We start from the raw sequence: 19565 nt of genomic DNA, 5'->3' as shown, positions 1-19565 counted from the left end.
TCACCCCAAGTAGGCGTGAATCACGCCCTGTTGGCGCATCCGCTAGCGGCTCGTCGCCTGCCAAAGCGTCACGATCAGTGCCGTGCAGGAGCTGAGCGCCGCCAGGGACGGCAGGGGCCAGCGGCTGCGTTCGAGGGCGTCGAGGCGTTCCTCGTGTTCGGCAAGGGCCTTGTCCGTCTGGTCGGCGCGTTGCAGGAGCAGGGCCAGGTCGCCGCGGGTGGTGGCGAAGCCGACGTCGACGGAGCGGCGCAGGCGTTCCAGTTCGAGGGCCACGCCCTCGGTCTGGGCGGGGCTCATCCACCTGCCCCCTTCCGCAGCCAGGACGGCAGCAGTCGCTCCACCTCGGGGAGCGCCATGGCCCGGCTGAGCGCGGCGGCCACCGCCACCACGCCCGCGAGGGCGGGGATCGAGTCGGCCGTGGCGTCGCCCGCGAGGAGCGGGATCAGGGCGAGCAGGGTCTGGACAGTCGTACGCACAGTGCGGCGCGTGGCATCGGTCATCGGCCGGCCCTCCTCAATCGGCTTGCGGGACGCGGAGCTTGTCCCAGCTGATCCGGCCGGGTATCCCGTCTGCCGCCGCCCCGACGTAGCCGAGCTTGCGCTGCCAGGCGGCGTACGAGGTCCGGTCGGCCTCGCCCCACTCGGGGCCGGGACCGACCGCGTACCGCCCGCAGCCCTCGGCGACCAGGCGGCGGCCGAGTGCCGTGATCAGTGCGCTGCGGCGGCTGGACGTGAAGAACTCGGTGCCGGGGAAGGGCGCGTAACGGGGCCTGGGGGAAGTGGTCCCGATGCGGGCGCCGATGCGCGTGCGCATCGTCGGCATCGAGAAGGACGGGTCGATCTTCCGGCGGGTCCACTCCTTGTGGCCGATGACGCGTGCGCCCGGCCAGCCATGGGATCGGCAGATGGCTGCCGACAACCGCTCCACCGCGTCGAGTTGAGCGGCCGGATACGGATCGTGCCCGTCCCCCAGGTTCTCGATCTCGAAGCCGTAGAAACGGGCGTTGCCGTCCACGGCGTCGGGGCCGGGGCGGGACGGGAGGGCGCGTGAGGTGCGTACCGCGTCGAGGACGGCGGTCGAGCCGCTGCCCGCGTGATTCGTACGGCCGTACCCGACCAGATGGACCGTGCCGTCCTTGGAGATCAGGCCGATGCACAGCGGACCGGGGAGGTCGGGAGTGCCGGTGCGGCACAGGGACAGGCTTTTCCGGCCCGCCGTGTGGTGCAGCATGACGCCGTGGACCGGGCCCCAACTCCCCTTGTGATTGCGGTTGTACGTCTTCCAGTTGCCGTGTTCCCTCATGCGGACGCCCTCGTCGCGCAGGGCGCGGGCGAGGGCGTCGGGGGTCAGGGGTGAGGACATGGTGCTCCTCCTCAAGGGGTGGTCAGCCCATGGGTGCGACGGTGACGAAGCGGTTGACGAAGGTGGCGGTGTTGGTGGCGGCGGCGGAGCGGTAGGCGCCGGTGACCGTGTAGGTGAGACCGGGGGTGAGGCCGGAGACCGGGTACTGGATGCTCGCCGAGACCAGGTTGGTGCCCTGGACCACCGCGGCCCGCGCATCATCGGCGGCGCTGACCACGGTGCTGCTCTGCTTCACGGCGGCCGACAGATAGGCCGTGCTCGCCGCGCTGTTGCTCATGCGGGCGCCGAGGGTGATGAGGACGGTGCCGGACGGCGGGGCGAGGAAGCCGACCGACAGGGGCTCGGTGGGGATCTCGACGTAGGTGGCCGAAGCGGTCGTGTTGGGCCGGTAGTTGTACCAGTGAGAGGGGTTGGGGAAGACGGGTGCCCACACCTTCGCGTTCGGGTGGTAGTAGAAGAGGCGTCCCGGGTTGTTCAGCCAGGCGACCATCCCGCCGACCGGGTCCTTCACCTTCGCCTCGCGGTCGGCGGCGTCGGTGAAGCGCAGGACGGTGCGGCCGTCGACGGCTTCGGCGAGGGACTGCAGGTGCAGCGGGACATTCGCGGCATCGGTGGGCTGGGGGTAGGGGAGATTGCCCATCGGGGTGAGCGCGACCATGGTGAACTCCTAGTCTTGAGAGGCGGGTTGGGACTTCAGCCCCAGAGCGGGGGCGGCAGGATCTCGCCGGGGATCATGCCGGTGTCGTCGGCGCTCGCCAGGGGGTTGTCGATCGGGGTCGGACCTTCCGGCAGCGCGTACTCGGGGACGTCCCCGTCCAGGTGCTCCGCCGGCTCGCTCATGCCGCCGCTCCCGTCGTCTCCAGAAGCGTGCGATAGCTGACCGCGCTCGTCGTGAGCGCTTCGAGCGTCGCGTATCCCGCAGTGACCGACAGGTAGGTGCGCTGCTTGCCGTACAGCGGATCGACCGGCCCGTCCGGGGTGAGTCCGGCATCGGCGGGCGCGCCGTTGTACGCGGTGCCGCGCAGGGTGAGGACCTGCTGCGGGGCGGCGCCGGCGGTGTGCGTGATGCGCAGGCCGACCACCCAGGCGAGGGTGTCCAGCTCGGCACCCGCAGAGTCCACCACCCTTACCACATCGCCGAGTTGGATCCGTGGATCGTGCAGCACGTCCACCTCGCCGAGGACCGGCACCGGATAGCGCCCGGCATTGAGCATCGCCTGGGACAGGGTGGACGACGCGGCCTGCGTCTGCACCCAGTCGGACGCGGGCGCCACGTACTGCTGCTTGCCGTAGAACTGCTGGCTGCTCGGGCTCAGCCACGCCCAGCGCCGCTGCTTCGGGTCGGCCGTGCGCTTCTGCGGGACGATCCGCACGGACGGCTTCCCGTCCTTGGTCACCGTCCACACGCTGGACGTACCGCGATTGGTGAACCGTACGACGTACAGCGGCCCCTCACGCCAGCAGCTGACCGTGACCGTCCCCTTCACGGAGCTGCCCCCGGTCGCCGCCGTGCCGAACCGCACCCGGTGCCCCTCGCTCGGCGCGGAGTCGTCGACGACGAGCAGTGGCCCGATGTCGTTCTCCTCCTCCGCGAGGGCGTACTTCACATCGACCGGGACATTGGGCTTGAGCTCCCGCACCGCGGTGTCGTCCACCGGATCGCCGGTGGCGGAGCGGATGCCGGTCCAGTCCTGGTACGGCTGCTCGCAGTAGTTGCGGCAGGCGTCGATCTCCTCGGTGACCGTGAGGGAGGCGATGTCTCTGCTGGTCGTGACGGTGAGATCGGGATCGGCCGGCACCTTGGCGAACCGCCCCGGACCGCGCCAGCGGAAGATGCCCTGCTCGTCGAATTCCGCCGTGGACATCGACGCCCGCGCGATCTCGGTGATCGCGTCCCACTGCGAGCCGCTGACCTTGGGGATGTCGTACAGCGGCAGTTCGGGGGTGTCGAGCACGGCACCCTTGGCCCACTCGCCCTGCTGCTCCCAGGCTTCTCGGGTGTAGGACTCCGAGTCCGCCCACACCCGGTCGGTGACCTGCAGGCACTCGACGGCCATGTCGGTCGTCAGGTCGATCCGGAACAGCTCGGCGCGCGGCTGCGCCGAGGCCGGCGCGCTGAAGGTGTACACACCGCCCCGGTGGTACGAGCCGTCCGGGCTGGTGAGCCGGGGCTGCACGGTCGGGTACACGGTGCCGCCGCTCGACGCGGTCTGCACCGTCATGCCCAGGTGCCAATTGCCCTTCAGCGACTGCAACTTGGGGAAGCCCCAGGTGACGGTGGTCGACGTGCCGTCCTTGGTGCCCGAACTGATGGCCACGACCCCGGTGGAGGTGTCGAAGCTCGCCTTGATCGAGCCGTACGCACCGCCGCTGCGGTCGAACAGCGCGGTCAGTTCGACCGTATTGCCGCGCGCGAGCGCGGTGTTGGCCCAGCATTCGACCTGGAAGGTCTTGCCCGGCAGCACGAAGCGCGAACGCGGCATCCAGCTCGCGGTGAGTCCCGCGGCCTTCGGCATCAGGGCGATCTCGAAGGGCGCACCGTCCCGGATCCAGTCGTACGTCGCCGGGTGCGGCAGCACTTCCGGCTGGCCGTACGTCGAGTTGAAGCCGCCGTGCAGGGAGGCGTACAGCACCGTGAACGGCGCCTCGTCCAGTTTGTCCGCCTCGGGTGCGCGCGGCGGCGGGCAGGTGTGGATGCCGCCCTGGCGGAGCAGCTCGTCCACGCACCAGGTGGCGGTGGCGACCGGGTACCCCCAGTAATAGCCGTGGTACGGCCGGGGCAGCGAGGCCGGGCCGCGCAGGCGTTCCGCGCCGTCCAGGGCCTGCACGGTCACGGTGTCGCTGCCGGAGGCGGCGGAGCGCGAGCGGACCGTGCCGCGGAACGCGGGGAGCGTCCGGGAGCCCGCGCCCGCCGTGTGGACGACCGACTGGCCGGGACGTACGACATCACCGGTCGTGCGGTCGGCCCAGGCGGAGTACAGGCGAGGGGCGTTCACCCCTGCTGCACCGCCGAGTTGGAGCTCCAGCTGGGCGGACGCGCTGCCCGAGAACGCCCGCATCGCCTCCGGCAGATCGGTCGCGTACGCCCGCTCGACCTTCCAGGACTGGACCTGCGGGCCCAACTCCTTGCCGCCGAGCCGGGTGGAGTGCGCGGGGACGCGCTCCGGGGAGGCGAGGGCTTCGTCGAGCGCGTCGTCAGAGGGCTGCACGGCGCACCTCCACCAGATCGATGCTGACATTGCGGTACGGGAGCCGGGTCGCCGGGACGTCGCCGTACGCGGTGACGGACATGGCCGGGCAGCCGTCGCCCAGCGCGTTCGCGACCGGGGTCTCGCCGATGGTGAAGCAGGCGCCCGCGAGCCCGAACTGCCCGGTGGCGCCCGGCTTCCCGACCGGGGTGGCGAAGGCGGCGCCCGCCGGGGCGGTGCCGGTGACCTGGGTGCCGACGGCCTGGCTAGTACTGAGGTACCCGCCCGACGCGTCCTTCCAGTCCAGCTGGGCTGTGGCGACGGCGGGGTCCCAGCCGGCCGGGAGCAGCCAGGACACCTTCATGCCGGGCGCGACGGGCCAGCCGGCCCAGGTGCCGTGGATCCAGCCGACGGCGGCGGCCACGTCCTGGCAGTCGGCGACCGTGTTGCCCTCGGCGGACGGGGCGAGGGTGATGGCGCCGTTCATGGTGAACCAGTGGTCGCCGCCACCGGGAGCCTGGGACTGGCCCGCCGCCTGATAGGGGTCGAGCAGGTTCACCGACGCCGGGTCGAGCACGGCGAGCGGGCCCCGGCCGGTGCCGATGCGGCGGGCGAGCTGGACGAGGTGCTGGGCGTCGGCGGGCTCCAGCCAGTCGAAGGCGAGCTTCATGCGACGGGTGGTGCGGGCGGGGGCGAAGGTGGTGATCCGCCCTTCAAGTGCCTTGAATTCACTGACGTTCAGCTCGGCGGTACGGTCCCAGCTCTTGGCTGCCTGCCGTATTTCGCGGAGCCGGCCGGGGGTGCCGATCCAGAGGTTCCTGGCCATGAACTCCTCCTGTTCTGTTGTCTGTTGGGCTCGGTGGCCGTGCGCGGAGAGTTGAGGCTCAGCGTCGGGCGAGGGCGCGCTGCCCCGCGAACACGGCGCGGGCGATGGTCTGCGAGTCGACGTCCACGTGGACGGGGCGCTCGGCGAGGCGCTCCATGGCCTCGGCGAGGCGGCGCAGGGTGGCCGCCTGGCTGCCGCCGCCCTTGCTGAGCATGCGCTCCAGCCTGGACAGCGGGATGACGGCCTCGTCCTCGCCGCCTTCGCCGATGAGCGCGAGCCGGCCGCCGCTGCGGGCCGTGACGACGCCGCCCTGTGCGAGGTGCGGCACGGGCACGTGCAGGCGGGGGAAGCCGAAGGACTTGCCGCCCCACCGGGGGACCCAGCTGGGGATCGAGATCTTCACCCCGGCCAGGACGTTGAACACCCCGTTGAGAGCCGTCGCGAGCCCCGTGATGGGCGCGAGGATGAGATTTCCGAGCCCCTTGACCAGCGGCTTGATGAAGTCGACCGCCCCACGGGTGCTGGACTGGATCGCCTTCCAGGCGACGGCCATGCCACGCCGCAGGGCTGCGGTGACCTTGTCCATGTTCACGAACTGGGCGATGAGGGGCGCCGCCAGGGTCATGAGCAGCCCGAACGGACTCGCCGACATGGCGAGGTTGAGTCCCTTCTGCGCGAGGGAGGCCCCCTTGAGCCCCTTCCCGAGTCCCTTCATGGACTTCCCGCCCTTGTCGGCGTTCTTACTGGCCTTGCCGACGGACTTCTCCACGGCGTCGGCCTGGCGCTTCACGTCGCGGAGGGCGTTCTTGGCCTTGTCGGCGGAGCCTCGGAGTTTGTCGAGGGAGCCTTTGAATTTGTCGGTGCTGCCGCGTGACTTGCCGAGTGCGGACTCAGCACCTTGAAGTTTGCCGCGCAGTTGTCCGACAGCTGACTCGGTGTGCCCCAGCTTGGTGCGGAGGCCGCCGACCGCGTTCCCGGTGGAACTGGTGCTTGAGCGGAACCGGTTGACCGCTCCGGATGCGCGGGTCAGTGCGGGAATGAGTGACACGAGATCTCCCCTTCGTTGGTGACGCGTCAGCCGATGGCGCTGACCAACCTGTTGATTCGCTGTTCCAGCCGGTTGATGTGGGTTGCGGCATCCGAGAAGCTCCCGAGGTTCGACGTACTCGCGCTGCGGGCCGCCGGCACGTTGTTGCTGACCCGGTTGCGCATGGCGCGCAGGGAGGACTCCACGTCCCGCACTCTGGGCTGGAGCAGACTGATGCGCTCATGGGCCCTGCCCGCCAACTCTCTGACCTGCGGGACCTGCAGGGATCGGAGACGGAAGACGTGGGGGGCGAGTTCGTCGAGCCTCAGCTTCAGCTGTTCCGGCGACCGCCTCTTGTACTTGTCGTACATTTCCTGGGCGTCGAAGAAGGTGTGTTCGGCATTGAAGAGTTTCAACCCGAAGGAAGCGCCGGTTACTTCACCGGAGGCCCCGGTGGCGACACCGGCGGCACCTACGACCTCGCCCTTCGCCCGGCCATGCTCGAATTTCTCCTGGAACTTCTGAATGGAACGCTGTGAGTCTTTGACCTCTTCCTTGAGTTCGGCGACGTCCTCTTGAATCTTCTTCAAGTCGATTGCCATGAGTTCTCACCTGCTTCTGGATCTATGCCTCGGGGTGTGTCATTCTTCCCTTGTCCCGAAAGCGCATGGAAGGGTGGGATTGCCCGTGGTGATTCAGGAGACGGTTTCTGGGCGCGGAAAAGCGGAATTCGACATTCCGGATATTCTCGCCGGCCAGGTGCTCTGTGCCGAGGTGTGGGGGCGCTGGCGGCTCAGCCACGGGTTTCACGTGCACGGAGAACTGAAAACCGCGGACTCGGAAAAGAGTGTGCCGATCGGCAGTCTCGCGACCGGAAAAGATAGAGCCCACATGCTCATTCCTGCCGACTATCGGCGGTTGAGCATTAGGGGCTGGTCGGGGCACGGGGCGGGATTCTGGAATTTTTCATTCTCGGACCCGTCGAAACTTCCTGAAATTCCTGCCCAAAGCGAAGGGCGAACTTCTCGAATATTTTCCCATCACGGTGGAGAGCTCTCCGTGGACCTTGAATTCACCGCGGGTGGCGGCGTGGTGCTCTTCGGCTTCGACGGAAAAGGTGAGGGCCAACGGCTGATGGACCACACCGATCGGTTCCGCGGCAAGGTGACCATTCCGCGGGCGGGGCTGGTTGCCGTCATGGGTGCCTATACGGACTTGTGGGGCAGCATGCCGCCGTGGCGGATGGTGCGTGGTGCAGGCTGAGCGCCTGTCTGCTCCCACTTCCGCGAGGTGGGCTTCGCGAGTTTCCGCTCAGGAAAAGAAAACGGCAAGTTCCTGTGCGTTGGGATTCGCGATTTCCACTGCGGACTCGCTCGCGGGCTGGTCCGATGCAGTCGAACTCGGTCGCGGAACGGGCTTCGGGAACTCCAGTGGGTCCGAATCCTCGTCCTGGTTGACCGTCGCGAACATCCAGTTCGCTTCTGCCAGTTGATCCACCGCATGCGCCAGCAGATAGTCGGTCACCGACCAGTCCGCGGCTTCTCCCTCGGCCTCCCGCGCCACCGCACCGTCCCGCGGCAGATGCCGGATCAGCACCGCCAGGCGGCGCGAGGTGAGCCGGCCGCGGTGCCAGTCCAGGAGGTCGACCCCGTAGTGGCGGAGCAGATCAGCCTCAAGTGCCTCAGCGTGTTCCTCCACGAACTCGCCGAGGCTCAGTCTTCCCCCAGGCCCAGCCCCGTCTCCTTGCCGTACGCCTCAAGGATCGCCGCGATGTCCTGCATCGTGACGTCGTACTGCTCGAAGCGCGCGAACTGCCTTTCCCCGAGCAGGAGTCGGAGGAGCCCGTCCACGTCGTTGTCGTCCAGGTCGCGCAGCTTGCGCGCGGTCGTGCGGGTCAGCTCGGTCGGCAGCTCGAAGCTGTCGGAGTCGAGCTCGAAGGTCCAGGCCTTGCCGAGCGCTTCGAGGCGCTGGGCGCGGGCGGCGTTCACGTTGAAGCCGGACATGCTTACCCCTTCGGGGAGTTGAGGCAGAAGGTGGGTCCGGCGAAGCCCGGCCGTGCTGGGGGCACGACCGGGCTTCGCGGGGATCGTATCCACTCGCGCGCAAGCGCAACCAGGGCTTGCGGGCGAGCAACATGCTTTCGAGCCAGCCGGCTTACGCGCCGGCCGACTTACGTGTACGAGGTCGCCAGGTCCTTGATCCGGAAGCTGGCCAGCGGAGCCGCGTCGTCCACCGCCAGCGCGGTGAAGGTGACACCCAGCTTGACCGCGCCGGCCCGGGTCAGCGAGATCTCCTCGGTCTCGGTGACCTGACCGCGCGGCACGACGAAGCGGTACTTGGCCGCACCGTCGGTGAACTCGATGCCGAGCGCCTTCTCGTCCGATACCGGGGTGTTGGCCAGGTCGTACTTGAATTCGCCGGCCGACGCACCCGCGGTCACCGCGCCACCGCCCATGAAGAAGGCCAGGGTCGCCTTGTTCATCTGCAGCATCTGGAACTTAACGGTGAGATCGCGGTCGGAGTAGATGAACCGCGCCGGGCTCACCGACTGCCAGGTGTCGACCGGGTCGATCTTGTCCTTCTTGTTGAACTTGATGCCGTCGGTGGTCGTGTAACCGAGGTCCGTCCACTTGGCCGGGTCCCACGCGACGGTCGCGTCGGCCGGGGCGGGGGTGCCGGGGGCGGCGATGAGGATGCGCCCGGTACCGGCGACGCGGATCTCCTGGCCGTTGTTGCCTGCCATGCGTACTCCTAAGGGGTGTGGGGTTCTGCGGTGTCGGTGCTGCGGAAATGACGAAGGCCCCGCCGGGACCGGCAGGGCCTGCAACTGCTTTGGTGGCTGCGTTGGTTCACGCGGGGCGGATCGAGATCCGTACGGTCGACAGATAGCGACTGCCGGCCGGACGGTTGTAGTCGGGCAGCCAGCGCGACCCGTCCACCTCGGCGACGTCATGGACGACCGCCCCGCCGTACGAGGTGCCGACCAGTTCGAGCACACACGCACGGGCGGCGAGGGAGATGCCGTGCGCGGTGCTCTTGTCGGGTCCGTACACCTCGAGGTCGAGCAGCGGATGGTCGAGACGCTGATCGTCGACCCACGCACCGCCGACGCGGGAGACGAGGACGGCCTTCTGCGTGCCGTCGAACCCGGCGGGCGGCCGGTTGTCGACTACCGAACCGGCAAGCTCTGCCCGGTTCTTGAGGAAGTCGACGACGAGCCGTTCGGCATCGGGAAAGGTCAGGATGGACACATGGACACTCCTAGCTCCTTGAGGGGTCTTGAGAGACCTTGAGGGGAATGCGGGCAACACAAAGCGGCAGGTCCGCCGCCCGCCGGAAGCTCTCCGTGGGCGCAGCTCTGCCGCTGCTCCAAGTGTGATCCAGGGGTCCGGATCTCGCAACTGAGTCTGTGGGGGCGGGCGTTGGGCCATGTCGCCGGGCATGTGAAGAGGGCCTCGCACCCGGTGCGAGGCCCTCTGCCGGCGCGTTCTCTACGCGGACGTACGTCGATGAACGGTGCGCTCGGCCGCGAACACGTCCTCAAGGCGGTACATCGCCCGCCGCCCCTGACGCCCGGCCGCCATGAGGTGGCCCAGCTGAACCCATTTCCTGATGGTGGCCGGCGAGACCTCCACCTCGGCGGCGGCGAGATCTCCGGTGATTAGCGGCGACGTACTCATGACGCGTCCTCCTCGCCATCCAGCACATGACGGCAGACCGGATTCACACACATCGCGAGCCCCCGCTCGGGAAAGGCCCGCAGCGAGACGGAGTCGCAGGCGGGGCAGCGCCCCGCGAGCCGCACAAGCTGCTCGGGCTCACCCAGCGCCCGCGCGGCCCGCCGGTCCATGCGACGGAGCTCGTCCTCCACATGGGCGGCCAGGTCTGGCAACTTGCCGACGCGGTCCAGGAGTTCCGCGATCCGCCGCAACCTGACGGGGACCGGCGCGGCGGCGATGCGACGGAGCCCGAGCCGGTCGCGCACTGCCTCCTCCAGCTCGATCACCCCGTCGGTGATGTCGCGCAGTGCGTCGGAAACGTAGACCCGCATCGGCGCGGACGACGAACCGCCGGAGCCGGAACCGGGACCGGAGCCGCGCACCTCGCGCAGGGTGCGGCCGGTGCTGGGCGCCAACTCGTCGAGGAGCTGGGGGAAGCGGCGGCACAGGGAGTCGAGCCAGACGGCAGCGGCAGTGCTCATCACGCGGCCTGCTTCCGGGAGTCGGGTGCCTTGCGTGCCTTGACCTCGCGGCCATTGCGCCACAGCCGTCCCCCGCTCACCCCGTCGAACCAGGTGTGCGAGGGGTCGACGATCGCCTCGCACTCCCGCCGGATCGGGCACTGATTGCAGGCGCGCAATACCTGCTCCGCCTCGGCGAGGTCTCGAGTGAAGACGTACTGCTGTGGGATCTCGGCGCAGGCGGCGTCCCGGCGCCAGTCGAGGCGCTCGTCGGCGGCGCCCGGCATGAGGCCGGATATGAGCGAGAACCCACTGTTCAGGGCGGATGTGGAGGTCAACGTTCGTTTGGGCATGTGCAACCCCTCCCCAGGTGTGCGAACATAAGTTCGAAGATTGCGGATGCGTGATGAGAGTCGCACTATGCGTGCGCGTGCGCAACTAAGAACGGAGTTGAGAGGGGTCGGAGGGTGGCCGGATCCAGTCGTTCCGGGTCGTTCCGGTTGTCGCATACGGGAGTTGGTGTGCGCGTCCGCAAGATCTTCACAACAACGTGCGAGCGCGCACACATTTGGGTGCGCGCGCGATCGGTACGCTGTCCCCGCGACGAGGGGAGACCGACGACATGGCGTCCAGTTCGCGGGCGAGCGCCCGCATCGAGCATGGCTACCGGGGCGAAAGTGGCCGGAATCGATCGGAGCGAACGGAACGGGCCGAAGGGCTTGAGGAGTTCGCGGACTGGATCGAGGGCCTGATGCGCGAGCGCGGCTACGACATCGACAGCCCGCGAGGCGGCGGAAAGTCGAAGCTCGCCGACGACGCCGGGGTGCACCGGGCCGCGGTGAGCCGTCTTATTCAGCGGCAGAGCATGCCCGATCTGGAGACAATGCGTCGCCTGGCATCGGTGCTCGGGGTCCCGCTGCGGGACATGCTGATCCGCTCGGGCCGGCTGTCCGAGGACGACCTGCCGATCGCGGTGACCCGTGGCGGCGCGGCCGCGGGCGCACCCCAGCTGCTCAGCCCCGAGGAGGCGGCCCGGAGAATGGGCGTTCCCCCTGAACTCCAGGCGGTCTTCGTGAAGGTCACGCGGGCCTTCCTGCCGGAGCGCGGATAGCGGACGGGGGCGTACGCAGCCCGGGGGGAGGGGCTCGTGAAGGGGTGCGGGGTATGGCGAAGGAAGAGTCGGAGGGCGAGTCCGGGGATACGTGCCGCGGCGCGGGCCACCCGGACGTCGAGTCGGACGAACTCGCTTATGTAGTGGGCGAGTTGCTGATCGAACTCGGTACGAAGATCCAGCGCGCCGGCGTGACCGGCGTACGCATAGTCACCGAGGACGAGGCCCAGGAGACCCAGCTGCGCTGGTTCCGGGAGGGCTGGGACGAACACGCACGCGCCGCCGACCCCGAACGTTCCGGCCCGCCTGGGCATCCGGACGTGGAATCCCCGGCGCCCCCTGAGCCCCCGGAGTCCCCTGCGGGACGGCTGCTGCAGTTCCGGACGCCGGGCACGCACCCGCTCCCCCTCGTGGGCACGGACAACGCGCGTGCCCGGGAGAGGGACCGCGACCTGATGCCGCACCGGCCACGGAGGCGGCGGGATGACGAGCCGGGTGCTGAGCGGTGACGTTTCCGCACACTCGTACGCGTGAACCGGCTCCGGGAAGGGAGCTGCGATACGGCCTACTCTGGGACTGTCGCGCTGAGCGAAGGAGGTCGTATGGCCATGGCACTACCGGTCCCGGGGCATGACAGCCCCCACGAGGTGCCCGACCGCTGGGGCGCGAGCACCGAGGAGACCTTCGAGCTGCTGAGTGCGGCGGCCCCCAAGGGCTGGCGCGTGGAGCTGATCGAAGGGGAGATCTTCGTGACACCACCGGCCAATGGCGAGCACGAGGAGATCGTGTCCGAGGTGAGCGGGCAGGTCCGAGACCACGACAAGGGGTATGGGCGCTACACGGGCGTCGGCCTCACTCTCCCGGGCGCCCCCGACGCAGGTCACGTAATCCCGGACCTGGTGATCGCCCCCAAAGGCAGCTTCCACGACCGGCAGGAGTGGCACGACCCGGCACCGGTCCTGCTGGTCGTCGAAGTCACCTCGGACTCGACCGCGAGCCGCGACCGTGTGCAGAAGCTCAGGGGATACGCCCGCGCCGGCATCCCGGTCTATCTGCTCATCGACCGCGAGGCCTGCGAGGCCGTCGTCTGCTGCGACCCTTTGGGCGACGACTACCAGCGCAAGACCATCCACAAGCTGGGGACCCCGGTGGAGCTGCCCGAGCCGCTCGGCTTCGACCTGGACACCGCGGAATTCTGAGTTCCTGGATCAAACTCCTGGTCAGACCTGGCAACCGCTTCGCTCCGTCGTACGTCTCGTTTCCTGGTACGAGTCGCAGCACAGCGACGCATGCACGGGTGCGCCAATGCGCGGAAGTACGGATGGGGGAGACGGCCTTGACCATGGTCGGCTTGTTCTGGATCACGGACCACGAGGTCTATGTGGGCTCACCGCCCGGCGCGGACGGCACCGGCCTGCGCCTGACCGACGACGCCGTACAGACCCTTGGCACCACTGCGCCGCGTACGTTCGCGTGGTGGGAGCTGCGCGCCATTGAGTTGAGCGATGTGCCGGTACGTACGACGAGCCGTCGCCTGTCCGTCGCGGTGGAGGGGGCGTTGTCAGTGGCCTTCGGCGGGATGGACGATCCGCCCCCGATGACGGTCCAGGTCGAATCCGCGTCTGGTGCCGAGGAGTTCACCCTGTACGCCGTCTCCGCGAGCGGCCACAGCGAGACCGAGCGGGACCTGTCCCAGGCCCTCCTGAACGCGTTCTTGGCTGGTGACTCAAGCCCCGGCCTGCTGATGGCCTGGCGGCGACGGCACGGCGAGGGCAACCCTCGCAGCGCCCAGCGGGAGGCGTTGCTGCGGGAGTGGATCGGCTAGCGCGATCCGCTAGCGCTTGAGGTGGGCGAGGAGTGCGGCGAGGCCCTGCGGGGTGCTGGTGAGGATGGTGTGGGGCTCGTCGCTCTCGCGGAGGTGGATCGTTTTGTCGGGGGTGGTGGCGACGTAGACGCATTCGCCCTGCGGGCCGCCGCTGAATGACGACTTCTGCCAGTCGAGTTCGGACATCGGGGCCTCCCTAGACGGTGTAGAGGAGGTGCTGGATCAGGGCCAGCGAGTCCTTCTCCGAATGCGCTTCCGGGGGCAACGATACGTCGATGGGGTGCAGAGCGCTCTCGGCGAGGTGCTCGAACAGTGCGCTGTATTGGGCAAGCTGCGCCTGGTCACTCAAGTACCGGGGCCCTGACGGCTGTTCGAGGACCACCGTGCTCAGTTGCGGAGTGCTGGGGACGAGGTGGACGAAGTTTCCGCTGAGTGCCGCGTGCGCCAGAGCGGTGAACGGATAGATCTGGATCGTCACGTTCGGCAGGCCGCCCAGTTCCAGCAGGCGCAGCAACTGTCCGCGCGCTACCTGCGCACCGCCGAACCGCATGTGCAGTGCGGCCTCGTGAATCACGGCGTGCACAGAGGGCGGGTTGTCGCGGGTGAGGACGTGCTGCCGTTCCATGCGGAACTTCAGGGCTTCCTCGATGTTCTCGAAGCCCAGCCTGGGGCTGGTGAACAGGGCGCGGGCGTAGTCATCGGTCTGGAAGAGCCCCGGGATGAGCAGTGCTTGGTGCATCCGCACTGCGACAGCGTCCGCCTCCAGCTCCGCCAGGCTGAGCGCGTCAGACTCCATGGGCTTCTTGTAGGCGCTCCACCAGCCCTTGCCGGTCGACTCGGACATGGCGACGAGCGCTTCAACGTAGGGCTTTTCTGTACATCCATAGATGCGGCAAAGCTCCAGAAGCCGTTCCGTCAGGATCGTCGTCTTCGCCGTCTCGATCTGGCTGAGCTGGACCCGCCCCATGCCGATGGCCTCTGCCGCCTGACCTGCCGTCAGTCCGGCTTGCTCACGCAGATTCCGCAGCTCGAAGCCGAGTCGACGCTGACGCTCGCTGATGGTTGTCCGCAGTCCCACTGTTCACTCCTGACCGGTTCGGTCAAAGTCTGCCCTGCTTAAGGGAGTTGGTCCATTGAATCCCAAGAAGAGGTTGTACACGTAAAACCTCATGCCCTACGGTGAGTGTGACTTCAGTAACGTACTGAAGTCGCCCAACTCCCCATGCCCATAAGCCGAAAGGCACCCGCGGCCCCCGCCAGGAGCACGCAGGCAGAGCCATCGCCGCCGGTGTGGATCCCCCCACCTCCTGACGGGAGCAGACCCCATGGACACGGACGACGACCCACCACGAATCGCACTCCGCCCGGCCCAACTCACGTACGACTACAGCCTCTTCGCGCCCGCAGACGCGACTGCCCCCAAGGTCTGCCGGGACTTCGTCCGAGCCGCACTCCTCACCCTCGGTCGCGACGCCCTCGTCATGCCCGCAACCCTCTGCACCTCGGAGCTCGTCACGAACGTCCACCTGCACACCAAGGGTGCGGCCATGCTCCGACTCCAGGTCAGACCCGTCCGCGTACGAGTCAGCGTCTTCGACGAGAGCCCGGATCCGCCGGATGCGCGTAAGGCGTCCGAAACCGACTGCTGGGGCCGGGGCCTCGCCCTGGTCGCCGCGATTGCCGACGGCTGGGGTGTCGCGGGGGAGCGGGCGGGGCGGTTCGCGAAGGGGGTGTGGTTCGAGTTGGGAGGGGCCGAACGATGAACGGCCCCGGTCGGCAGGGGAATGTCGACGGGGCCGCTCACGAACCCGGGGCCGGTCCCAGGGGGCGATGGCGCTCCGGGGAGACGGAGGGCCCATCGAACTGCGGAACGGTGACTCGGGCTGCCTTCACCCTGTGGCACACGAAGGCCCACCGCCAGCCTCATCTTTAGGCAGTGCGTCAACGAGGGGTGGGAGCAAAGGTGGGGGAGCGGGGCATGGGGGATGTTGCGGGCATCGGAATGCGCGATTGCTTCGGTGCTTGCGAGTCGGCTTCGGCGCGCTGTGTCGTCCCTGGTGACCCTTATGCCCGACTAGCTGGATTTGCTACGTCCTCCTGTCTGCCCTGCGCAGCAAGATGACGCTGGCGGTCGCCGCGTGAGCGCTGCATCGTGGCCAGTGACGTCGTTCGCACGTTTGCGGACGCTTCCTTGACCAGGAGCTGTTGACTTGACCAATCAACAATCAGATCCAGGGCCGTTAGCAACAGACGAGCATGGCCGCCCAATTGTGAAGCTGCTGGCTGCGGGGTGGAATGACGAACGCGTATCGCGAGAACTTTCCCTCAGCAAGCGCACCGTGCAGCGGCGCATCCAGCGGTTCATGGCCGAGCACGGCTGTTCCAGCCGCTTTGCGCTGGGCTACGTCCTCGGCATGCAGGCGGGGAGGGGATTGGTGCCGGAGGGTAGTGACCAGCAGGCCAGTGCTCGGGGGCTGCCGCTCACGGGCCGCTGATCGTCTCTGCCGGGGCCTTCGGAGCACCTGCCGCCCGGCGTCGGGCGCGAGGCCGCTCCTGTTTCCGCAGAGTGCTCCAACTGCTGATTCCCGCCACGGTGATCACCGCACCCATGCCGGCCAAGGCTGCCACCGCGTAGGGCACGGTCGTGTCCAGGGGTTCATCGCCGATGCGCAGGTAGGTGGCCGTCACGAAGGCGCTGGCCAGTGAAGCGAGCCCGATGGTGATCGCCGAGGTGTAGAGCGCTTCCGTGAGTTGTACGGCGACGAGGCGGCCCCGGCCGACCCCGATGGCGCGCAGGGGGAACCACTCACGTCTGCGGGCGTTGTCGTCCACCACGGTGAAGAGCGCTCCGAGCGCGGTGAGGGCCGCAGCGGCGGCGAGGCCGAGGAGGACCCAGGCGCCGGTGCCGTCGGCGATCTCGGAACCTTCATAGGCGTTCTCCAGGCGGTACGCGGGGGAGGAGGCCACTGTCCAGGCCTGGGCCTCGTCCCAGGCTTCCAGAGTCGGCTTCGTCCGTACGTACGCGGCGGAGATGAACGGACCGCTGTGGCCGAGGGACTGGAGGATCGGGTCGTCGGGTGGCAGCACCAGGAATGCGTCGACGGGGGTGTCCGTGTCCGAGAAGGGCCAGGAGACCGTGGCCTTGGGCAAGTTCAGCTGATGCTGAGTCGTACGGTCGGTGGAGCGTACGACGATGGTCTTTGCCGGGGGAGCTTCGTCGGGCATGCCGTCGCTGCGGTCGATGTGCACGGTCATGCGACCACCGGGGCATGACGACAGTTTGCTGCCGATCAAGTCGGCGAGCTGGGGGCAGGTGGCGATCAGGGCGGCACCCGCGGGGGCGTCTGCGGCCTGTTGCTTCGTACCCCACAGGCCGATCGCGGATACCGAGATGCCGATGCTCTTCGGGGTGGGGCGTGGGTTCAACGGTCCCGCCTCCAGGGTCGTCGCCCTGCTCAGGACGGTGTCCTGGCCGTCGCTTCTGGCCTCCTGGATCCAGGTGCTGTTGGGCAGCGCGATGATCTGGGACACCGGCTGCGAGGCTCCGACGACGAAGACCGCCACCCCGACCATGGCCGCGACACGGAAGAGGGTGGGGGCATCGGCGGCCAGGCGGCGCACGGCGAACAGCCGGACCAGGCCGGGTTCGCCCAGGCCCAGCAGGCGCGTCAGCCGTTGGCCCACCCAGGTGGCGGCGCCCGGCAGGCCGCAGTCGAGGAGCACGATCGCCACCCACAGGAAGGGATCCCGGGCCTGGTGCCGTGTCCAGGCGACCGCCAACAGGGCCAGGCCCAGCACGAACAGCGAGCCGACGAGAGGTCCGGAGGTCCTGGCCCGTGAGGCCAGTCGCAGCGGCGCCACGGTTCGCTTGCGCTGTCTGGTGGATGCGAGGGCAAGCCCTGCCGCGAGCAGGGTCACGAACAGCACCGCGGCTGCTGAGCCGGGCAAGGAGACGCGGGCATCGGCTCCGAACAACCACCGTCCGGTGATGGGCAGTTGAAGGCGGTACGGCTGGATGAACGGCCAGAGGACGGCCGCGCCGAGGGCGCCGACCGCGACCGGTAGCGCCACATCGCAGGCGGCGCTCAGGCGGGCCTGCGCGGGGGGCATGCCGATGAGTCGCAGGGCCGCATGACGGCGGCTGCGGATCTGCCGGCCGAACCGGCCGCCGGTGAGGATCAGCGCCATCCCTGGCAGGACGAGGAAGGCCGCACAGCCCATCGTCGGATACCAGCCGAAGCCGGACTCGGCGCCCGCGCCGTCCTCGAAGCCGATCACCGGCCGTGGATCGTTGCTGAGCAGTTCCTCGGGGGAGACCCCGACGTAGGCGAGGAGCTCCCCGGCTCCACCGACCGCCGCGCGCGGCAAGGTGTCGCCCCGGCCTCCGGGGAACCACTTGCGTACGGCGGAGGACCGGTCCATCAGGTCCGCGAGTGCGGGGCTCACGAGTACCTGGCCGGGCTCGGGCAGCGCACGCAGACCCGGTGGCAGGGGCGTGCGTTCACCGCTCGCACTGCCCTCGGAGGCCAGCCGGACGATGCGGACACGGCTGCCGCGTACGTGCTCCTCGACTTCGGTGTAGCCGAGGCCAGGATCCCCCGGTGCACCGAACACGGGCTGCTGCGCGGCGGTCCGTCGCGCTTCGTGCTGCTTGATCGAGGCGGCGGCGAAACTGCCGAGCAGACAGAGCGCGCTGAGCACGCCCACGCCGATCAGGAGCAGCCCTCTGCGCCGACCGCCACGGGAGAGGGAAGCCCGGATGGATACGGACAGCGCCGCCCTCATGCGGGCTCCTTCATGTGCCCGCCGACGAGGCGGATCGTGCGGTCGGTACGTGCCGCCAGATCCACGTCATGGGTGACCACCACCACGGACGCTCCTTGCTCCTTGGCCTGAGCGATCAACAAGTCGAATACGACCGCGGAGTTGTCCTCATCCAGCGCTCCGGTCGGCTCATCCGCGAAGACGACAGCGGGCTTGTGCACGACACTGCGGGCGATCGCCGCTCGCTGAAGCTCCCCGCCCGACACTTCTCCCACCGAGCGCCGGCTCAAGTGCCCGATGCCCAGTGCGGTGAGCTGATCGGTGGCCCGGCGTCTAGCCTCCTTCGCCGGGACGCCATTGAGACGAAGGGGCAGGGAGACGTTCTCGCACAGCGTCAACTCAGGTACGAGATCCCCGAATTGAAAGACGAATCCGAAATGCTCACGCCGTAACGAGTCACGTTCCTTCACGGAGAGCTCTTCCATGGTCCGACCGCGAAACAACACACTTCCGGAATCGGGAAGAAGAAGTCCGGACAGGCAGTGCAGCAGCGTCGTCTTCCCGGATCCGGAAGGGCCGACGATGCCGATGACTTCACCGGGGTGCAGCGCGAGATGCGCATCTGCCACGGCGACAGTTTCGCCGTGGCAGATGCGCAGGGCACGCGCCTGGAGAACAGGCGGCACAGGTATTCCTAACTGCTCAATCGGGCGGCGTCAGGTGAGATCGGAACGCCATTCGCTGCAGATGTCAGGATCGTCCTGGCGTTCCTTGCACACGTGCCAGTAGATGGTCCGGCCCTCGATGGTGACGGGCCGCTTGTGGTACTTGGTGTCCAAGTCCTGCGGGACCGACTTGCGGTGCTTGTCCGAGTGACTACTCGACCACGAGTAGTCGACGTAGCACCAGTCGCTGTCGTGGTTGTCCTTGTCAGCGATGTAGAAGGCGTTCTCGCTTCGATCCCAGTACGCCTTGCACTGCCCGCCTGACGCGCTGATGATCGGCGAGTCGGCCTGTGCCGTTCCGGTGGTCAGGCTGACTCCCAGCACTGCGACTCCCAGGCCGACTGCTATGCGGCCGGCCATACGTCTGCCTAACTGAATGCTTCGCGACATGCGATTCCTCTCTGTCTCTGATGGTGATCTACCAGGCGCAAGGCCAAGAACTGGTCACCTGACAACCGGTGCCTGCTCCGACGCGGCTCGGGGGGTCGTATCGGGGGAGATTCCGATCCGCGCCGGAGCTGCCTGCGAGACGGAACGTAATCAGTCCTGATGCGAAT

General features: G+C 68.4%; 28 protein-coding genes. 7 read left to right on the top strand and 21 right to left on the bottom strand.

Annotated features, from left to right (window positions below):
- Nucleotides 1-42: 42 nt before the first annotated feature.
- From OG430_RS23940 to OG430_RS23900, 9 genes are read right to left on the bottom strand one after another with little or no spacing between them, the layout of a single operon-like run.
- The gene (locus tag OG430_RS23940; protein ID WP_327354630.1) at nt 43-297 is read right to left on the bottom strand and encodes a hypothetical protein; all 255 of its coding nucleotides are present in this window, start codon (nt 295-297) and stop codon (nt 43-45) included.
- Nucleotides 294-500, bottom strand: a complete 207-nt coding sequence (locus OG430_RS23935; protein ID WP_327354629.1) for a hypothetical protein — start codon at nt 498-500, stop codon at nt 294-296. Before OG430_RS23935 ends, OG430_RS23940 begins: the two co-directional genes overlap by 4 nt.
- A gap of 13 nt (nt 501-513) precedes the next feature.
- On the bottom strand, nt 514-1362 hold the full coding sequence (locus tag OG430_RS23930; RefSeq protein WP_327354628.1) for a peptidoglycan-binding protein: 849 nt from the start codon (nt 1360-1362) through the stop codon (nt 514-516).
- A gap of 22 nt (nt 1363-1384) precedes the next feature.
- On the bottom strand, nt 1385-2020 hold the full coding sequence (locus OG430_RS23925) for a hypothetical protein (RefSeq protein ID WP_327354627.1): 636 nt from the start codon (nt 2018-2020) through the stop codon (nt 1385-1387).
- Between the two features lie 35 nt (nt 2021-2055).
- Nucleotides 2056-2202 carry a hypothetical protein gene (locus OG430_RS23920; RefSeq protein ID WP_327354626.1) on the bottom strand — a complete coding sequence of 49 codons (147 nt, stop codon included), beginning with the start codon at nt 2200-2202 and terminating at the stop codon, nt 2056-2058.
- The gene (locus OG430_RS23915; protein WP_327354625.1) at nt 2199-4571 is read right to left on the bottom strand and encodes a hypothetical protein; all 2373 of its coding nucleotides are present in this window, start codon (nt 4569-4571) and stop codon (nt 2199-2201) included. The genes OG430_RS23920 and OG430_RS23915 overlap by 4 nt, the downstream gene beginning before the upstream one ends.
- Nucleotides 4558-5376: a hypothetical protein gene (locus OG430_RS23910; RefSeq protein WP_327354624.1), complete on the bottom strand. Its 819-nt coding sequence runs from the start codon at nt 5374-5376 to the stop codon at nt 4558-4560. The genes OG430_RS23915 and OG430_RS23910 overlap by 14 nt, the downstream gene beginning before the upstream one ends.
- Before the next feature lie 58 nt (nt 5377-5434).
- Complete coding sequence (locus OG430_RS23905; protein WP_327354623.1) at nt 5435-6424, bottom strand: hypothetical protein; 990 nt, start codon at nt 6422-6424, stop codon at nt 5435-5437.
- 26 nt (nt 6425-6450) lie between these two features.
- The gene (locus OG430_RS23900) at nt 6451-7005 is read right to left on the bottom strand and encodes a hypothetical protein (RefSeq protein WP_327354622.1); all 555 of its coding nucleotides are present in this window, start codon (nt 7003-7005) and stop codon (nt 6451-6453) included.
- Nucleotides 7006-7090: 85 nt separating this feature from the next.
- Between OG430_RS23900 and OG430_RS23895 the strand changes: the two genes are divergently transcribed.
- Nucleotides 7091-7666, top strand: coding sequence for a hypothetical protein (locus OG430_RS23895; RefSeq protein WP_327354621.1), 576 nt, complete (start codon nt 7091-7093; stop codon nt 7664-7666).
- Nucleotides 7667-7714: 48 nt separating this feature from the next.
- On the opposite strand, the gene OG430_RS23890 is transcribed toward OG430_RS23895, so the two are convergent.
- The 7 genes from OG430_RS23890 to OG430_RS23860 form a co-directional block, all read right to left on the bottom strand.
- A complete protein-coding gene (locus OG430_RS23890; protein ID WP_327354620.1) occupies nt 7715-8101 on the bottom strand; it encodes a hypothetical protein in 387 nt (128 codons plus the stop codon).
- 14 nt (nt 8102-8115) lie between these two features.
- A complete protein-coding gene (locus tag OG430_RS23885) occupies nt 8116-8406 on the bottom strand; it encodes a hypothetical protein (RefSeq protein WP_327354619.1) in 291 nt (96 codons plus the stop codon).
- A 167-nt stretch (nt 8407-8573) separates the two neighbouring features.
- The gene (locus tag OG430_RS23880; RefSeq protein WP_327354618.1) at nt 8574-9146 is read right to left on the bottom strand and encodes a phage tail tube protein; all 573 of its coding nucleotides are present in this window, start codon (nt 9144-9146) and stop codon (nt 8574-8576) included.
- Nucleotides 9147-9252: 106 nt separating this feature from the next.
- Nucleotides 9253-9654, bottom strand: a complete 402-nt coding sequence (locus tag OG430_RS23875) for a hypothetical protein (protein ID WP_327354617.1) — start codon at nt 9652-9654, stop codon at nt 9253-9255.
- Between the two features lie 240 nt (nt 9655-9894).
- Nucleotides 9895-10083: a hypothetical protein gene (locus tag OG430_RS23870; protein ID WP_327354616.1), complete on the bottom strand. Its 189-nt coding sequence runs from the start codon at nt 10081-10083 to the stop codon at nt 9895-9897.
- The gene (locus OG430_RS23865; protein WP_327354615.1) at nt 10080-10604 is read right to left on the bottom strand and encodes a hypothetical protein; all 525 of its coding nucleotides are present in this window, start codon (nt 10602-10604) and stop codon (nt 10080-10082) included. Before OG430_RS23865 ends, OG430_RS23870 begins: the two co-directional genes overlap by 4 nt.
- Nucleotides 10604-10936, bottom strand: coding sequence for a WhiB family transcriptional regulator (locus OG430_RS23860; RefSeq protein ID WP_327354614.1), 333 nt, complete (start codon nt 10934-10936; stop codon nt 10604-10606). The genes OG430_RS23865 and OG430_RS23860 overlap by 1 nt, the downstream gene beginning before the upstream one ends.
- 398 nt (nt 10937-11334) lie before the next feature.
- Between OG430_RS23860 and OG430_RS23855 the strand changes: the two genes are divergently transcribed.
- From OG430_RS23855 to OG430_RS23840, 4 genes are all read left to right on the top strand, one after another.
- Nucleotides 11335-11694, top strand: a complete 360-nt coding sequence (locus tag OG430_RS23855; protein ID WP_327359200.1) for a transcriptional regulator — start codon at nt 11335-11337, stop codon at nt 11692-11694.
- Between the two features lie 53 nt (nt 11695-11747).
- Nucleotides 11748-12203, top strand: a complete 456-nt coding sequence (locus OG430_RS23850; protein WP_327354613.1) for a hypothetical protein — start codon at nt 11748-11750, stop codon at nt 12201-12203.
- Nucleotides 12204-12302: 99 nt separating this feature from the next.
- Nucleotides 12303-12893 (top strand): Uma2 family endonuclease, encoded by a 591-nt coding sequence (locus OG430_RS23845; RefSeq protein WP_327354612.1) that lies wholly within the window; start codon nt 12303-12305, stop codon nt 12891-12893.
- 137 nt (nt 12894-13030) lie between these two features.
- Nucleotides 13031-13519: a hypothetical protein gene (locus tag OG430_RS23840; RefSeq protein ID WP_327354611.1), complete on the top strand. Its 489-nt coding sequence runs from the start codon at nt 13031-13033 to the stop codon at nt 13517-13519.
- A 9-nt stretch (nt 13520-13528) separates the two neighbouring features.
- On the opposite strand, the gene OG430_RS23835 is transcribed toward OG430_RS23840, so the two are convergent.
- Both OG430_RS23835 and OG430_RS23830 read right to left on the bottom strand, forming a co-directional pair.
- Entirely contained in the window at nt 13529-13705 is a 177-nt protein-coding gene (locus OG430_RS23835) for a DUF397 domain-containing protein (protein WP_327354610.1), read from the bottom strand.
- Between the two features lie 10 nt (nt 13706-13715).
- Nucleotides 13716-14597: a helix-turn-helix domain-containing protein gene (locus OG430_RS23830; RefSeq protein WP_327354609.1), complete on the bottom strand. Its 882-nt coding sequence runs from the start codon at nt 14595-14597 to the stop codon at nt 13716-13718.
- Between the two features lie 247 nt (nt 14598-14844).
- Here OG430_RS23830 and OG430_RS23825 point away from each other — a divergent pair, with 247 nt between their 5' ends.
- Nucleotides 14845-15282, top strand: a complete 438-nt coding sequence (locus OG430_RS23825; RefSeq protein ID WP_327354608.1) for an ATP-binding protein — start codon at nt 14845-14847, stop codon at nt 15280-15282.
- Between the two features lie 447 nt (nt 15283-15729).
- Entirely contained in the window at nt 15730-16014 is a 285-nt protein-coding gene (locus OG430_RS23820) for a helix-turn-helix domain-containing protein (RefSeq protein WP_327354607.1), read from the top strand.
- On the opposite strand, the gene OG430_RS23815 is transcribed toward OG430_RS23820, so the two are convergent.
- The 3 genes from OG430_RS23815 to OG430_RS23805 are packed head-to-tail and all read right to left on the bottom strand — an operon-like array spanning nt 16001 to nt 19332.
- The gene (locus tag OG430_RS23815) at nt 16001-18304 is read right to left on the bottom strand and encodes a hypothetical protein (RefSeq protein ID WP_327354606.1); all 2304 of its coding nucleotides are present in this window, start codon (nt 18302-18304) and stop codon (nt 16001-16003) included. The genes OG430_RS23820 and OG430_RS23815 overlap by 14 nt on opposite strands.
- Nucleotides 18301-18975 (bottom strand): ABC transporter ATP-binding protein, encoded by a 675-nt coding sequence (locus tag OG430_RS23810; RefSeq protein ID WP_327359199.1) that lies wholly within the window; start codon nt 18973-18975, stop codon nt 18301-18303. Before OG430_RS23810 ends, OG430_RS23815 begins: the two co-directional genes overlap by 4 nt.
- A 24-nt stretch (nt 18976-18999) precedes the next feature.
- A complete protein-coding gene (locus OG430_RS23805; RefSeq protein ID WP_327354605.1) occupies nt 19000-19332 on the bottom strand; it encodes a hypothetical protein in 333 nt (110 codons plus the stop codon).
- Nucleotides 19333-19565 lie beyond the last annotated feature (233 nt).

This window comes from Streptomyces sp. NBC_01304 (assembly GCF_035975855.1).
Classification (GTDB): domain Bacteria; phylum Actinomycetota; class Actinomycetes; order Streptomycetales; family Streptomycetaceae; genus Streptomyces.
Note: the sequence above shows the minus strand (reverse complement) of the source record. Positions and strands in the feature narration are given on the sequence as shown.

Bases quoted from the DNA above. Each gene is read 5' to 3' on its own strand.
- OG430_RS23940 (WP_327354630.1), bottom strand. From the start codon at position 297: ATGAGCCCCGCCCAGACCGAGGGCGTGGCCCTCGAACTGGAACGCCTG.
- OG430_RS23870 (WP_327354616.1), bottom strand. From the start codon at position 10,083: ATGAGTACGTCGCCGCTAATCACCGGAGATCTCGCCGCCGCCGAGGTG.
- OG430_RS23900 (WP_327354622.1), bottom strand. From the start codon at position 7,005: ATGGCAATCGACTTGAAGAAGATTCAAGAGGACGTCGCCGAACTCAAG.
- OG430_RS23860 (WP_327354614.1), bottom strand. From the start codon at position 10,936: ATGCCCAAACGAACGTTGACCTCCACATCCGCCCTGAACAGTGGGTTC.
- OG430_RS23845 (WP_327354612.1), top strand. From the start codon at position 12,303: ATGGCACTACCGGTCCCGGGGCATGACAGCCCCCACGAGGTGCCCGAC.
- OG430_RS23835 (WP_327354610.1), bottom strand. From the start codon at position 13,705: ATGTCCGAACTCGACTGGCAGAAGTCGTCATTCAGCGGCGGCCCGCAG.
- OG430_RS23815 (WP_327354606.1), bottom strand. From the start codon at position 18,304: ATGAGGGCGGCGCTGTCCGTATCCATCCGGGCTTCCCTCTCCCGTGGC.
- OG430_RS23925 (WP_327354627.1), bottom strand. From the start codon at position 2,020: ATGGTCGCGCTCACCCCGATGGGCAATCTCCCCTACCCCCAGCCCACC.
- OG430_RS23935 (WP_327354629.1), bottom strand. From the start codon at position 500: ATGACCGATGCCACGCGCCGCACTGTGCGTACGACTGTCCAGACCCTG.
- OG430_RS23885 (WP_327354619.1), bottom strand. From the start codon at position 8,406: ATGTCCGGCTTCAACGTGAACGCCGCCCGCGCCCAGCGCCTCGAAGCG.
- OG430_RS23865 (WP_327354615.1), bottom strand. From the start codon at position 10,604: ATGAGCACTGCCGCTGCCGTCTGGCTCGACTCCCTGTGCCGCCGCTTC.
- OG430_RS23850 (WP_327354613.1), top strand. From the start codon at position 11,748: ATGGCGAAGGAAGAGTCGGAGGGCGAGTCCGGGGATACGTGCCGCGGC.
- OG430_RS23910 (WP_327354624.1), bottom strand. From the start codon at position 5,376: ATGGCCAGGAACCTCTGGATCGGCACCCCCGGCCGGCTCCGCGAAATA.
- OG430_RS23930 (WP_327354628.1), bottom strand. From the start codon at position 1,362: ATGTCCTCACCCCTGACCCCCGACGCCCTCGCCCGCGCCCTGCGCGAC.
- OG430_RS23880 (WP_327354618.1), bottom strand. From the start codon at position 9,146: ATGGCAGGCAACAACGGCCAGGAGATCCGCGTCGCCGGTACCGGGCGC.
- OG430_RS23920 (WP_327354626.1), bottom strand. From the start codon at position 2,202: ATGAGCGAGCCGGCGGAGCACCTGGACGGGGACGTCCCCGAGTACGCG.
- OG430_RS23825 (WP_327354608.1), top strand. From the start codon at position 14,845: ATGGACACGGACGACGACCCACCACGAATCGCACTCCGCCCGGCCCAA.
- OG430_RS23855 (WP_327359200.1), top strand. From the start codon at position 11,335: ATGCGCGAGCGCGGCTACGACATCGACAGCCCGCGAGGCGGCGGAAAG.